Here is a 12998-nt window from a genome sequence, read left to right on the forward strand (position 1 = left end):
CCCGCGTTTCAGGCGAACTCTTCCTCGACGATCTCGCCGACCGCGAAGTTCGATTTGACTTCCGTGATCTCGACTTTGACCCGCTCGCCCACGTCGGCGTCCGGGACGATGATGACGTAGCCCCGCTCGACGCGGGCGATGCCGTCGCCCTGCTTGCCGATGTCCTCGATCTCGACGTATCGGAGTTCGCCCTGTTCGACCGGTGGCTGGGGTTCCGACGGCGGAATGGTCTCCTCGTCGGGCGTGGACTCGGTCTGTGCCTCGTCCGCCCTGTCGATGAGCGCGACGCGGTAGACGTCCCCGGGAGTGACGATCCCGTTCTCGACCTCGCGGCGTGGGATCTCGACGACGTACTCGTCGTCGGTCAGGGTCACTTCGGCATTGAACAGACAGAGGAGGTTCTCGGAGATCTCCATAGTTCTGGATAGACCCGACGGTGTCACCCGCCTTAGTAGTTGTCACCGTGGCCCGCGATCGGGGTCCCGTCGGCTCGTTTCGCCCCTTCGGAGTCGTGGACCACGGTTCCGACGTCGTCGACGGATTCGTAACCGTCGCGAACGGCGATCGCCTCCCGGAGTTCGACGATGGTCCGTCGCTTGAGGGTCTCGGCGAGGGCGCGGGCGTCCGCATGCGTGATCTTCCCCCCGACGCCCTCGCATTCGTGCACCTGGAGCGCCCCGACCTGTTCGACGACGGCGCCAGGTGCGTCGACGCCGTCGCCGATGTCGAGGCTGAACGGATAGGTTTGACAGATGAGCGGTCGTTCGGAATGGACGGTGCACGCCCCGCGTCCGTCGGCCTCCTCGTAGAACACGCAGTCCCCGCAATCGTCGACCTGGAGGGCCCACTCGAAGGTCTCACCCTGGCCATCGGCGTCGAGTCCGTACGGCAGCGGCCGGGCCACGGCCGACCATTCGCGATCGGTGGCCACCTGGAGCGTGCGGATCTCGTCGGGAAAGACCGTCGCCGTGTGAGCCTGCTCGTCATCGGCGGTACAGCACTCGCCACACCGGGTACATTCGAACCCGACCGACTCGATGGACGCGGCGATGGCGTCGACGTCGACCTCGCGGGCGGCCACGAGTTCCGCCTCCAGGCTCATCATGTGTTCTCCAGGGGTGCGGAGCGGAAAAGCCGCCCGCTCGCCGTCGTGACTGATGGATGGCTGGACGGAAGCGAAAAGAAGGGGTGTCGAGTCAGACGTCGAGGTAGTAGACCTGCTTGCGCGCGTCGCGGAAGCTGTACCGGGATTCGACGAGGTCCGCGTCGTCGAGACGGTTGAGCGCGTATCGGACCGTCCGATCGGGGAGGAGACTCTCTTTGGCCAGTTGCCCCTGGGAGAGAGGGTGGTCGCTCTCGAGGACCTTCGCGACCAACTTCGCACTCGGCGGGAGTTCGCGGAGGCGCTCGCGGAACTCTTCGTTCGACTGGATCGGCGATTGCCCTTGCGTGGCGGTCGTGCTCATGGCTTTCATTCCCAAACCGGGGTACGTAAAGGTTAGCTATACCCCTGACTAAATCCCTAATAGGATATTAGGACGTTGTACAGACAATATCTGACGCTTGGCGATACACCTGCCGAGGGGAACGGCCTCGCCGTAGCCGGTTTGTCGGATCGGTTATCCGAGGAGGTATCGAAGCCAGGGACGGCGTTTGACGGCGGGATGGGACTCGAAGTAGGCATCGAGGCCGACGATGCGCCCCGCGCCGAAGGTCCACAGGGCGAACAGGACGAAGATGTAGACGACGTGCTGGTCGACGAGGAAGGCGTTCCCGAGCGGTAGACTGGCCGCCCAGAGGAGACTCAGGATGGCCACGCCGATGGCTGCACTCAGCCGGACCGCCACACCGAATATGAGCGCCGCGCCGACGACGACGAGTCCCCAGACGAGGAGCGGGTCGAGGAGCCAGGCGAGGGACTCACCGAGGAAGGCGAAGACCCCGGATAACGGGTTCGCCGGCGAGACGGTACCGAAGAGTCCTGCCGTCGACCAGGTCGGGTTGGAGAGACGCCACATTCCCGTGTCGAAGAGGACCCAGCCGACGGACAGGCGCATCGCGACCAGCGCGTATCCGGCCAGCGTCGGCGAATACGGCACCTGCGATTCGTAACCGAGGATGCTCGTTCGGACGGTTTCTCGAGGCATGGGCGGGGGGTATGCTCTCGCGTACGAAATCACCCGCCTTGAACCGTCCACCCGGTTGTCGAAATCTGAGAACCACCGGGACGTCGCCAGCTGGGGGATATCGCTCGCCGATCTATCTGCGCCCTTCCAGTACGGTTTTATTCCCGGCTGTGAGTATATGTTGACAGAGACGTGAAGGGCCAGGAGTGGTATCAGGAAGACGAGGTGGCCGAGGCGTACGAGGAGAAGCGCTTCTCCCGGGGCGGCCGGCTCATCGACCGACGCGAGAAGCAGGCCGTCCTCGACGCGCTCGAACCGGTCGAGGATCGAACCGTGCTCGAGATCGCCTGTGGGACCGGCAGGTTCACCGTGATGTTGGCCGAGCGGGGCGCCGATATCGTCGGCCTGGATATCTCCGGACCGATGCTGCAGCAGGGCCGCGAGAAGGCCAAGAATGCAGGCGTCATCGACCATCTCGAGTTCATGCGCGGCGATGCGGGCCGACTGCCGTTCCCCGACGACCACTTCGACGTGGTCTTCGCCATGCGATTTTTCCACCTCGCCGATACCCCGGCGGCGTTCCTGACCGAGATGGCCAGGGTCTCCAGGAACCAGGTGTTTTTCGACACCTTCAACGCCTTCTCGACGCGGAGTGCCTACAACTGGATGCTTCCGATGGGGTCCCGGCTGTACGAGGACGACGAGGTGTCCAACCTGATCGACGAGGCGGGCCTGACACTCGAGGAATCGGCACACGACTTCGTGTTGCCGTACGGTCTCTACCGAAAGATCCCGGACTGGCTCGCCGATCCGCTCCGCGAGGTGGACACCTCGGTGATGGACCGGGACGTCGGACAGCGGTTCGCGTCGGTCTCGTACTGGAATACGTCGATCGACGGGTGACCGACCCGACCCGAGCGGTTTTTACCGTCCCGGTTGCTTGTCGCGACCATGCACCTGTCCGTGGTGGTGCCCACACTCAACGCCCGTGATCGGCTCGCTGCGTCGCTCGACGCGCTGGCCGAACACGCTCCCGACGCCGAGATCGTCGTGGTCAACGGTCCGTCGTCTGACGGGACGTCGGGGATGGTGCGGGACCACCCGGCCCCCGATGCGCTGCTGGAACTCTCCGAGCGGAACCTCAATAGCGCCCGGAATGCCGGTATCGCCGCCACCGCTGGAGACGTCGTCGCGTTCGTCAGCCAGGACTCACAGATCGAATCGGGATGGGTCGACACCGTGGCTACCGCGATGGAGTCCGGGGCCGACGTCGTTACGGGGCCGGTCCACCGCCGTGTCAACGGCGGCGTCACCACCGAGTCCCCCGAGACACGCTCGATGGGATCGCGGTCGGTCCAGTACTTCGACGGGGGCAACGTGGCGTTCACCCGGCCCACCATCGAGATACTGGATGGCTTCGACCAGTACCTGCACACCGGGGCCGCCCGTGATGCCGCCCATCGGCTCGCCGGGATGGACGTCGCGGTGGAGTGGGACGCCGAGATGGTCGTCATGCGGGCGGAGACCGACGACGTCCGCCATCGCATCGGCGAGGACGATATGCCGACGGTCCTCGGCCTGAAGTATCGATCGCTGGGATATCGCCTCGGCAAGAACTACGGGTTGAGTGGGCCGTCCCTGGCGAGCGCGTTCCGCCATCCACTTCTCGAGGCGCTCGAAGAGGGGTGGAACGTCGTCCGCGGCGAGACCAAGCCCTCCCAGTGGCTCGCGTCCGGCCGATCGGTGGTGACGAACCTGGCGATGGGGGCCCAGGACGGGCTCGCGGCCCGGTTGAAGGATCGCTCACCGACACGGAATCCCAACGGCGTCTCGGCGCAATCGAACCGGCCCGTCACGACGTACTCGCTCTGAGGGCGACCAGCCTTGCGCTGACTGTGGCCAGAGTCGCTCCGGCGGCGACCGGTCACCCCTCGGGCCCGAGCCCCGGAATCACTCGTGTCGCGTTCTTCGAGAAGACCCGTTTCATCTGATCCTCTGGGACGTCCAGGGTCAGGATCTCCATCACGCCGACGTTCGGGTGCGTCGACGGCGACCCGCTCCCGAAGAGGACCCTGTCCGGGTGTTCCATGATGGCTTGCTCCAGGAGATCCCGGTAGCGGACGATGCTCGTGTCGAGGTAGAGGCCGTCGTGGTCCTCGAGCAGTGAGATGGCCGCTGCCATCATCTCGCGGTCGAGCGGATAGCCGCCGAAGTGGCCCAGGATGACGGGGATCGGCCGCTGGAGGATGGTCGAGACGACCTCTCGCGGAGGAAACCGTTGTCCCCCGTGGACGACGATGGGGAGTCCCACGTCCTCCAAGACGTCGAGGACGTCTTCGGTCGGCAGTCCGTCGCGGGTCGGGTCGAGTTTGAACCCGTGGAACCGATCGTCGTAGGCGTACTGCTCGATGTCCTCCGGCGACGTCTGCCATTCGTGGCGGGTCGCGGTCAGGTTCCGGATCGGGGCCACGGTCGTCCCCACCTCCAAGGGGCCGTCGATCCGCGCGAAGGCGATGAACGGGCGTTCGACGGCCTGTCTCGCGACCGCGTTGTTGGCGCGAAGGTAGCCCTGCTCGCCCTTCTGTGCCTCCGGAAAGACCACCGAACGGACGATGCCCGCCTGGTGGTCTTCCCGTTCGAGTTCCTCCGCGTCGATGGTCCGCCCCCGGATCGGCCGTCCCGGGCCGGCGTGGAGGCGCGCGTGGACGTCGACCACCCGGAATCCGTGCTCCAGCTCCAGCATTCGTCTGCCAGTGGCGTGGCCTGGTATATCGGTGTGACGGTCACCGGTCCGAAGAAAGGGCGGGGCAACCCGCATCGTGGAGGGCCAACTGGTGTGGTGAAGTACCACATCGAGTCGTGGATGGCCGTATCGAGTCCTGGAGAGCCGTCGTCAGCGGCGTGCCGAGCGAACGAACCGTGGGCGGGCAGTCCGGGTCGGCGAGTGTGGATGGGCCGTGCCGGGCGATGAGCAGGGGCGGACGCGTTTTATTGGGTTAGGGTCGTGGCCGGGAACTCGAGGAGTCGGTCACTACTGTCCGGGCGGGCCATTGCCGTTCCCCTGGCCGTTGTTGGACTTCTTCTCGCCCCTGTCGTCGTTACCGGCGTGGTCGGGCGGGCCGCGACGGTCGTCGTCGCTGGTTTCGTTTCCGTCGTCGGTCTCGGTGTCATTCTGGGTCACGTGGTCCGGCGGGCCAGCACCGTTGCCCTGGCCGGGGGTGGATTCGTTCTCGTCCGTCACGTGGGCTGGCGGACCGGGTTCCTTGTCGGCGGCCGGGTTGTTCTCGTGGACGAATGCGGAGATCTGCTGTCCGAGCGGCCCCTCGTGGTTGTTCTTGATCGCATCGATGAACTTCACCAGGGTCTGTCCGAAGTTGTCCGGGCGGTCGTCGGTCGTCGCGACCATCTCGACCGTCGTGTTCGCGGTCCGGTTGTCGTAATCGGCGACGACCGCCACCGTCACGTTCTCGTCGGGAGCGGGCAGCGACAGGGTCCCGTTGGTCGCGATGTATCCACCGCCGTCGTAGGTGTAGTTGCCGTCGGTGGCTTCGACGCTGACGGTCGCCGTGTCGACGAATTCACCGTCGTCGGTCACTTCGACGGAGAGGCGACCGTCGTCACCCTGCCAGGCGGCGACCTGGAGGCCGAGGTCGGTCAGGGTGGCCTGTGTCTGTGCGGTCAGATCGCCACTCGTGGCGGTCACGGTGACGTCGACGGTCTCCTCGGGGTGGGGAATGTCGACGAGGCCATCGTCGTTCGTCTCGTATTCGCCATTCGTGCCCGAGTAGGACGCGTTCTCGTCGTCGAGCGTGACGTTGACGGTGGCGTTCTCGACCGGGTCGTCGTACTGGGTGACGGAGACAGTCGGTTTCTGTGCCCCGTCTTGCTCGACGGCGACCTCGAGTGACTCGTTCAGCGGAACGAGTGTGACGTTCTCCGAGACGTTCGTTCCGTCGTACTCGGCGATCAACTCGACGTCGACGGTCTCCTCGGGATTGGGAAGGCGCACCTCGCCGTCCTCGTCCGTCACGTAGGACTCGTTGGCGGAGTAGTTACCGTCGGGGTTCACCTGTACCGTCGCGTTCTCGACGGCGGTGTCGTTCTGCGTCACGGTGACGAGCGCCTCGCCGGTATCGGACTGCTGGTCGACGGCGATGGACAGCGAATCCGTTGCTGCCAGCGCTGCCGGAGCGGCCACGGCGGTGACCAACAGCAGGGCGGCGGCGGCGATCGCCAGGGTTCGTGTTCGAGTCGGTTCCATTGCGAGTCAGCCTATCCATCGGCTATCCATAAAGCGGCCAGACGCTGGCACCGCGTTCGCGCGTGTTCGGACGAATTTCGCACACTTAAACCGAGTTTACGGCAGTATATCGGCTGGAAACGGGGTGTCGTGGCGGCGGGGGCTGGATGCGCGTGGCCGCCCCTCGACCCCGCAGACGATCGCGATGATAGCACCTGTCACGATATCTATATATAGAACTGCTATCCTCCTGACGGTCGTATGTCCCAAGCGCAACGAGGCATGGGCAGCCCCATCTTTATCCTCGGGGAAGACGCCCAGCGGACGACCGGACGTGACGCACAGCAGTCGAACATCGCCGCCGGCAAGGCGGTCGCGGAGTCCGTCCGCACCACCCTGGGGCCGCGGGGCATGGACAAGATGCTCGTCGACGCCTCGGGGACGGTGGTCATCACCAACGACGGGGCGACCATCCTGGAGGAGATGGACATCGAGCACCCGGCCGCACAGATGCTCGTCGAGGTCGCGGAGACACAGGAGGACGCGGTCGGTGACGGCACGACGACTGCGTCGGTGCTCGCGGGCCAGTTACTCGTCCGTGCCGAGGAGTTGCTCTCCCAGGACGTGCATCCCACGACGGTTGCGGAGGGCTACGCACGCGCTCGCGACATCGCCCTCGATGCAATCGACGAACTCGTCATCGACGGCGACGTCGACGACGAGACGCTCCAACAGGTCGCCCGGACGAGCATGACCGGCAAGGGAACTGGCCATCTCAGTGCCGAAGCCCTGGCCGAGTACGTCGTCCGCGCTATCCGCGCCGTCGAGGACGAGGAGGGCGTCAACCGCGACGACGTCCGCGTCCACACGCAGGTCGGTGCGTCCTCGGGCGCGACCGAACTCGTCGAGGGCGTCGTGGTCGACGCCGAGGCCATGCGCGACGAGATGTCCCGGCGCGTCGACGACGCGACGGTCGCCGTCCTCGACGCCAAGATCGAACCCCGCGAGACCAGCACGGACGTGGAGTACAACATCACCGACGTCCGGCAACTCGACGAGGCCATCGCCGCCGAGGAAGCCGAACTCGGCGCGTACGCAGACGCGCTGATCGAGGCCGGTATCGACGTCCTCGTCGCGACGAAAGACGTCGACGACCGGGTAGCCGCCCAACTCGTGAGGGCGGGCGTGGTCGCGTTCGAAGACGTCTCCTCGGCCGACGCTCGCGCCATCGCCACGGCGACGGGGAGTTCGATGTTGGGTGACGTCCGCGACATCGATGCCGACGACCTCGGATTCGCCGAGTCGGTCCGCGTCGAGAGCTACGGCGACGACGACCTGGTCTTCGTCGAGGGTGGCGCCGACGCGAAGAGCGTCACGCTGTTCGTCCGCGGTGGCACCGAACACGTCGTCGACGAACTCGAACGCGCCCTGGGTGATGCACTCGACGTGGCCACAGTGACGATCACCGATGGCGGTGTCGTCCCCGGGGCGGGTATGACCGAGATGCGTGTCGCTAACGCCGTCCGCGATGCCGCGGCTGGGGTCGAAGGGCGCGGTCAACTCGCCGTCGAGGCCTTCGCGGACGCGCTCGAGGTCATCCCGCGCACCCTCGCCGAGAACATGGGCATGGACCCGATCGACGCGCTGGTCGACCTCCGCGCGGCGAACGAATCCGGGTCCGCCGGCGTCGTCTCGGAGGGCGAGACCGGTATCATCGCCGATCCGGTCGAACGTGGCATCGTCGACCCCGCGGCGGTCAAGCGCGAAGCCATCGAGTCCGCGACGGAGGCGGCGACGATGATCGTCCGCATCGACGACGTCATCGCCGCGGAGTGACCGGCGTCAGGAACGGTCCAGTACGACCGGATCGCCAACCGCGACCCGGAACGCATCGTCGCCACGCCCCTGGTTGACGGCGAGTTCGACGTTCTCGTGGCTGCCGACCGTGACGAGCCGGTGCCCCGGATCGACCATGGCGTACGTGCGACGGACCGGGGCTCGCTCGCCGTTCACCCGTATCTCTCGACCGAACCAGTCGTCGAGCGCGTCACCGGGAACGTTCGTGATGGCGTTCCCGAAGTCGTCGATGACGAGTACCGCTCCGTGGACGGCCTGGTCGTGCCATTCTGGCGCGGGGAAATCGACCGTTTCGAACTCGCTGGTGACCGAGAACCGGTCGTCCGAGTGCAACAGGCCGGTTCCTTCCTCGTGAATCTCCGCCGCGAGCGGTGCGAACACGTCTCTCCCGTGGAAAGTCGAACTCGCGGGGTCTTCGTAGTCCACGGCGTAGACCTGAACATCGCCCTGAGCGATTCGTCGCGCCGCCGGGAGCAAGAGCCCGTTGTCCGGGCCGACGAGCACGTGGTCGCCAGCGGTGACCGCCAGGACGGCCCGTTCGGTGCCGACACCCGGATCGACCACGGCGAGGTGGACGGCGGGTGGGAACTCCGGCACCACCTCGCGGAGCCAGAAGGCCGCTGCCCGAACGTCCTGGCGGGGCAGGTCGTGGGCCACGTCGACGAGCTGGGCGTCGGTTCGCCGGAGGATCGCCCCCTTCATCGCGGCGGGGTAGGGTGACCCGAAGTCCGAGGCGATGGTGAGCATGGTCACTCCAGCGGGACGTTGTCGGTGTCGCCGACGCGCTGGATGCGCTCGATCCCGTCGATCTCCTCGATGGTGTCGACGACCGGCTGGGGCAACAACGAACGCCACCCATCGTCCGCGGCCATCTTCTTTCGGATCTTCGAGCCCTTGAGGACGTCGCGATCGAACATGGGCGACTGGCGAACCGTCGTCCCGGACTCCTCGAATAGCTGGATGACGAGGGGGTTGTTCGAGTAGGCCACTTCGAAGCGCGGACTCATACTCTCGAGGTGGCTCACCCACACCGAGTTGCGATTGATGTCCTCGATGGGGACGACGTAGGTAACGACGTCGTCGTCGATGTCCGCGACGGACTTCGTGATCATCATGATCCGCTCGCCCGCGGTGAACGGGTCGCGCTGGGTGTGGCTCCGGTCGGCGCTCCCGATGGCGATGATCAGTTCGTCCACCTCGGTGACGATGTCCTCGACGACTTGCTGGTGGCCGTCGTGGTATGGCTGAAACCGTCCGATGTAGAGACCGCGGGTCATCCTTTGCCGTCCGTACCGCGGGTGGCATTACTAAGGTTGTTATGTCCGGTTCGGCCAGCGGTTCCACCGAAATCGGCAGGTGTCGTAGGGGTGAGCTGAGCCGCAGGGAGAAAGTATATCAATCTACCCGCCGTTTTTTCGAACCGACGAAACACTTCTATGAGTAACGATCCCACGACTGATGCTCCCGGTGGCGGACCCGACGAGGCCGACCAGGTCGAGGAGTCACGAGATCTCTCCGAGGAGGACCTGGGCAGCAGCGTCGACGCGTCGGGAGACGTGGAAATCAACGAAGAAATCGCCGAAGACGACCTGCTCGGTGGGCTCCAGATCGAGAGCACGGCGGACATCACCGTCCCCGAACGCCTCGTCGACCAGGTCATCGGTCAGGAGGCCGCCCGCGAGATCGTCAAACGGGCCGCCAAGCAACACCGCCACGTGATGATGATCGGCTCCCCGGGAACGGGGAAGTCGATGCTGGCAAAGGCGATGGCCCGCCTCTTGCCGCCCGAGAGCCTCCAGGACGTCCTGGTCTACCACAACCCCGACGACTCGAACGAACCGAAGATCAGGACCGTCCCCACGGGGAAGGGCGAGCAGATCGTCGACGCCCACAAGGAGGAGGCCAGAAAGCGCAACCAGATGCGCTCCTTTTTGATGTGGATCATCATCGCTATCATCGTTGGCTACTCGCTTCTCATCGCCCGGCAGGTGCTGCTCGGCCTGCTGGCCGCGGGGGTCATCTACTTCGCCTTCCGCTACAGCAATCGCGGGAGCGACGCGATGGTGCCCAAACTCCTCCTCAACAACGCGGACAGCACGACGGCGCCCTTCGAGGACGCCACTGGCGCTCACGCCGGGGCACTCCTGGGCGACGTCCGCCACGACCCCTTCCAGTCGGGTGGGATGGAGACGCCGAGCCACGACCGCGTCGAGGCCGGCGCCATCCACAAGGCCCACAAAGGGGTCCTGTTCGTGGACGAGATCAACACCCTGGACATCCGCAGTCAGCAGAAGCTGATGACGGCTATCCAGGAGGGCAAGTTCGCCATCACCGGCCAGTCCGAGCGTTCCTCCGGCGCGATGGTCCAGACGGAACCGGTCCCCTGTGACTTCATCATGGTCGCCGCGGGGAACATGGACGCGATGGAGAACATGCACCCGGCGCTGCGCGACCGCGTCAAGGGCTACGGGTACGAGGTCTACATGGAGGACACCATCGACGACACGCCCGAGATGCGCCGGAAGTACGCCCGCTTCGTCGCCCAGGAGGTCGAGAAGGACGGTCGGCTCCCGCATTTCGATCCGGACGCCGTCCGAGAGATCATCCTCGAGGCCAAGCGTCGCGCCGGCCGGAAGGGCCACCTGACCCTCAAACTACGGGATCTCGGTGGCCTGGTGCGCGTCTCCGGCGACATCGCCAAGGCCGAAGACGCCGAGTTCGTGCGGCGTGACCACGTCCTCGAGGCCAAGAAGCGCTCGCGGTCCATCGAGCAGCAGGTCGCCGACAACTACATCGAGCGCCGCAAGGAGTACGAGTTGAAGGTCACCCAGGGCGACGCCGTGGGCCGTGTCAACGGCCTCGCCGTCATGGGTGGCGACTCGGGTATCGTGATGCCCGTCATGGCCGAAGTCACGCCACGACAGGGCGAGGGCGGCCAGGTGTACGCCACCGGGAAACTCCAGGAGATCGCCGAGGAGGCGGTCGAGAACGTCTCGGCCATCATCAAGAAGTTCTCCGGGGAGTCCATCCGGGACAAGGACATCCACATCCAGTTCGTCCAGTCCTACGAGGGCGTCGAGGGCGACTCCGCGTCCATCACGGTCGCGACGGCGGTCATCTCCGCGCTGGAGAACATCCCGATCGCCCAGGACCTCGCCATGACCGGGTCGCTCTCGGTCAGGGGCGACGTCCTGCCGGTCGGCGGCGTAACCCACAAGATCGAGGCCGCCGCGAAGGCCGGATACTCCCGGGTTATCATCCCGAAGGCCAACGAGCAGGACGTCATGATCGAGGACGAGTACGACGAGATGATCGAGATCATTCCGGTCTCGCACATCTCCGAGGTCCTCGACGTGGCCCTCACCGCCGAACCGGAGAAGGACTCGCTGGTCGACCGGCTCAAATCCATCACCGGCAAGGCGCTCGACGCCGCTGACAGTGCGGAGACGCCGGGCAGCAGCCCGAGCCCGCAGTAACTCGTTCGCGGCGCTGTTTTGCTCTTCTCGGGAAGCGTTTTGGTGTCGCCAGTCGAACCCACGACCGATGACCCGCTGGCTTCCGTTTCTCGCGCTCCTTCTCACGCTCACCATCGGCGTCGTTGTACTCGCCCGGTCCTCGGCCGAGGTGATCGGCTCCGAAGAGGCACCGCACCTCGGTGGACGGGCGCTCCGGTGGAACGTCGTCGTCTCACAGGGGCTCGTCGCAGTGATCGTCCTCGCCGTCGCCTGGTTCGCCGGGGTTCCCTTGGAGGCCTTCGGCTGGCGAGGCTTCGCTGGCGTTCCTGCGATGGAACTCGCGAGCAGTATCCTGGGAGGGGTCGTCCTCGGTGCGGCCATCGCGCTCGGAAACGTCCTCCTCGAACGCGTCGTCGACGCCCCGGCCCTTCGCGAGGCCGAAGCGGTCAGGCGCCTCCTCGCTCCAGCCTCGCCGGGTGGGTGGGGTACCCTCCTGCTGGTCGTGGTCCCCACTATCGCCATCGCCGAGGAACTGCTGTTCCGGGGCGCACTGATCGGGGCACTCGCGGTTGGGTTCGAAATCTCGCCCTGGGTGCTGGCCGTGCTCTCGAGTGTCGCGTTCGGCGCTGCTCACAGCGCCCAGGGCGCTATTGGGGTCGTGGTCACGGGGGTCTTCGGGCTGGTCCTCGCGGCCGCGTTCGTCCTGACCGGCGACCTGCTGGTCGTCATCGTCGCCCATGGCGTCGTGGACGCCGTCGAGTTCGTCGTCCACGAGGGGCCGCTCTCGAACCCCTAGAGGCCTTCGAGGTCGCGGAGTCGTTTGGTGACGGCTGGTGGCGCACTGTTTGGTCCGTCGGTGACGCGATGGGCGGGGACCACGAGCGGCGCGGGGTTCGCCCGGAGCGCGTTTCGCACGACGGTCTCTCCCTCCTCGACGTCGGCGAGCACGGCGGTCGTTCGAGCGACCGCCTCGACGCTCGCCGATTTCCCGTACGGAATCGTCCGAACTTCGTCGAGCACCGCTCGCTGGTCCGTCGGGATAGTGAAGGCGACGTCGACGTCCTGGAATTCGTCGGGTTCGCCGTCCAGGTAGCCGAATATTCGGTCGAGGAGCGCGTGCTCGGCTTCGGCGTCCTGGTCGGGTGTCTCGGGAAAGGAGACGCTGATGACCTTCGACCCGACGACGCCGATCTGGACGTATCGGTCCAGCGTCGCCGATTCTCGCGCGTAGATGCCGGCTGCCTCCATGGAGTGATGGTGTCCTGGCCAGGCCATGAACGTTTGGCCCGAGCCGCAATGCTTATGCACAGACTAGTGCAT

General features: G+C 65.8%; 14 protein-coding genes. 5 read left to right on the forward strand and 9 right to left on the reverse strand.

The window, feature by feature from the left end; all coding sequences use genetic code 11:
• Positions 1-8: 8 nt before the first annotated feature.
• From HSRCO_RS04750 to HSRCO_RS04765, 4 genes are all read right to left on the reverse strand, one after another.
• Positions 9-416: a TRAM domain-containing protein gene (locus HSRCO_RS04750; RefSeq protein ID WP_259519274.1), complete on the reverse strand. Its 408-nt coding sequence runs from the start codon at positions 414-416 to the stop codon at positions 9-11.
• Positions 417-448: 32 nt separating this feature from the next.
• The gene (locus HSRCO_RS04755; protein WP_396266409.1) at positions 449-1105 is read right to left on the reverse strand and encodes a YkgJ family cysteine cluster protein; all 657 of its coding nucleotides are present in this window, start codon (positions 1103-1105) and stop codon (positions 449-451) included.
• Positions 1106-1196: 91 nt separating this feature from the next.
• Positions 1197-1475 carry a helix-turn-helix domain-containing protein gene (locus tag HSRCO_RS04760; RefSeq protein ID WP_396266410.1) on the reverse strand — a complete coding sequence of 93 codons (279 nt, stop codon included), beginning with the start codon at positions 1473-1475 and terminating at the stop codon, positions 1197-1199.
• Positions 1476-1619: 144 nt separating this feature from the next.
• A complete protein-coding gene (locus HSRCO_RS04765) occupies positions 1620-2147 on the reverse strand; it encodes a DoxX family protein (RefSeq protein WP_259519276.1) in 528 nt (175 codons plus the stop codon).
• 171 nt (positions 2148-2318) lie between these two features.
• On the opposite strand from HSRCO_RS04765, the gene HSRCO_RS04770 reads away from it, so the two are divergent.
• Both HSRCO_RS04770 and HSRCO_RS04775 read left to right on the forward strand, forming a co-directional pair.
• A complete protein-coding gene (locus tag HSRCO_RS04770; RefSeq protein WP_259519277.1) occupies positions 2319-3029 on the forward strand; it encodes a class I SAM-dependent methyltransferase in 711 nt (236 codons plus the stop codon).
• 48 nt (positions 3030-3077) lie between these two features.
• On the forward strand, positions 3078-3998 hold the full coding sequence (locus tag HSRCO_RS04775) for a glycosyltransferase (protein WP_259519278.1): 921 nt from the start codon (positions 3078-3080) through the stop codon (positions 3996-3998).
• Between the two features lie 52 nt (positions 3999-4050).
• On the opposite strand, the gene HSRCO_RS04780 is transcribed toward HSRCO_RS04775, so the two are convergent.
• Together HSRCO_RS04780 and HSRCO_RS04785 are read right to left on the reverse strand one after the other, a co-directional pair.
• Complete coding sequence (locus HSRCO_RS04780) at positions 4051-4869, reverse strand: amidohydrolase family protein (RefSeq protein WP_259519279.1); 819 nt, start codon at positions 4867-4869, stop codon at positions 4051-4053.
• Positions 4870-5157: 288 nt separating this feature from the next.
• Positions 5158-6387, reverse strand: coding sequence for a hypothetical protein (locus tag HSRCO_RS04785; protein WP_259519280.1), 1230 nt, complete (start codon positions 6385-6387; stop codon positions 5158-5160).
• A 261-nt stretch (positions 6388-6648) separates the two neighbouring features.
• Between HSRCO_RS04785 and thsA the strand changes: the two genes are divergently transcribed.
• A complete protein-coding gene (gene thsA, locus HSRCO_RS04790) occupies positions 6649-8202 on the forward strand; it encodes a thermosome subunit alpha (RefSeq protein WP_396266422.1) in 1554 nt (517 codons plus the stop codon).
• A 6-nt stretch (positions 8203-8208) separates the two neighbouring features.
• Here the strand turns inward: thsA and HSRCO_RS04795 are convergent, their stop codons facing one another.
• Positions 8209-8970 carry an S-adenosyl-l-methionine hydroxide adenosyltransferase family protein gene (locus HSRCO_RS04795; protein WP_259519282.1) on the reverse strand — a complete coding sequence of 254 codons (762 nt, stop codon included), beginning with the start codon at positions 8968-8970 and terminating at the stop codon, positions 8209-8211.
• A 2-nt stretch (positions 8971-8972) separates the two neighbouring features.
• Complete coding sequence (locus HSRCO_RS04800) at positions 8973-9500, reverse strand: nicotinamide-nucleotide adenylyltransferase (protein ID WP_259519283.1); 528 nt, start codon at positions 9498-9500, stop codon at positions 8973-8975.
• Between the two features lie 159 nt (positions 9501-9659).
• Between HSRCO_RS04800 and lonB the strand changes: the two genes are divergently transcribed.
• Positions 9660-11699 carry an ATP-dependent protease LonB gene (lonB, locus tag HSRCO_RS04805; protein ID WP_259519284.1) on the forward strand — a complete coding sequence of 680 codons (2040 nt, stop codon included), beginning with the start codon at positions 9660-9662 and terminating at the stop codon, positions 11697-11699.
• Between the two features lie 67 nt (positions 11700-11766).
• Positions 11767-12474: a CPBP family intramembrane glutamic endopeptidase gene (locus HSRCO_RS04810; protein WP_259519285.1), complete on the forward strand. Its 708-nt coding sequence runs from the start codon at positions 11767-11769 to the stop codon at positions 12472-12474.
• On the opposite strand, the gene HSRCO_RS04815 is transcribed toward HSRCO_RS04810, so the two are convergent.
• Complete coding sequence (locus HSRCO_RS04815) at positions 12471-12926, reverse strand: MGMT family protein (protein ID WP_259519286.1); 456 nt, start codon at positions 12924-12926, stop codon at positions 12471-12473. The two genes, HSRCO_RS04810 and HSRCO_RS04815, sit on opposite strands and share 4 nt — an antisense overlap.
• Positions 12927-12998 lie beyond the last annotated feature (72 nt).

The sequence above is a fragment of the Halanaeroarchaeum sp. HSR-CO genome, assembly GCF_024972755.1.
GTDB lineage: Archaea > Halobacteriota > Halobacteria > Halobacteriales > Halobacteriaceae > Halanaeroarchaeum.

Bases quoted from the DNA above. Each gene is read 5' to 3' on its own strand.
- HSRCO_RS04760 (WP_396266410.1), bottom strand. From the start codon at position 1,475: ATGAAAGCCATGAGCACGACCGCCACGCAAGGGCAATCGCCGATCCAG.
- HSRCO_RS04750 (WP_259519274.1), bottom strand. From the start codon at position 416: ATGGAGATCTCCGAGAACCTCCTCTGTCTGTTCAATGCCGAAGTGACC.
- thsA (WP_396266422.1), top strand. From the start codon at position 6,649: ATGGGCAGCCCCATCTTTATCCTCGGGGAAGACGCCCAGCGGACGACC.
- lonB (WP_259519284.1), top strand. From the start codon at position 9,660: ATGAGTAACGATCCCACGACTGATGCTCCCGGTGGCGGACCCGACGAG.
- HSRCO_RS04755 (WP_396266409.1), bottom strand. From the start codon at position 1,105: ATGATGAGCCTGGAGGCGGAACTCGTGGCCGCCCGCGAGGTCGACGTC.
- HSRCO_RS04810 (WP_259519285.1), top strand. From the start codon at position 11,767: ATGACCCGCTGGCTTCCGTTTCTCGCGCTCCTTCTCACGCTCACCATC.
- HSRCO_RS04785 (WP_259519280.1), bottom strand. From the start codon at position 6,387: ATGGAACCGACTCGAACACGAACCCTGGCGATCGCCGCCGCCGCCCTG.
- HSRCO_RS04775 (WP_259519278.1), top strand. From the start codon at position 3,078: ATGCACCTGTCCGTGGTGGTGCCCACACTCAACGCCCGTGATCGGCTC.
- HSRCO_RS04800 (WP_259519283.1), bottom strand. From the start codon at position 9,500: ATGACCCGCGGTCTCTACATCGGACGGTTTCAGCCATACCACGACGGC.
- HSRCO_RS04780 (WP_259519279.1), bottom strand. From the start codon at position 4,869: ATGCTGGAGCTGGAGCACGGATTCCGGGTGGTCGACGTCCACGCGCGC.
- HSRCO_RS04765 (WP_259519276.1), bottom strand. From the start codon at position 2,147: ATGCCTCGAGAAACCGTCCGAACGAGCATCCTCGGTTACGAATCGCAG.
- HSRCO_RS04795 (WP_259519282.1), bottom strand. From the start codon at position 8,970: ATGCTCACCATCGCCTCGGACTTCGGGTCACCCTACCCCGCCGCGATG.
- HSRCO_RS04815 (WP_259519286.1), bottom strand. From the start codon at position 12,926: ATGGAGGCAGCCGGCATCTACGCGCGAGAATCGGCGACGCTGGACCGA.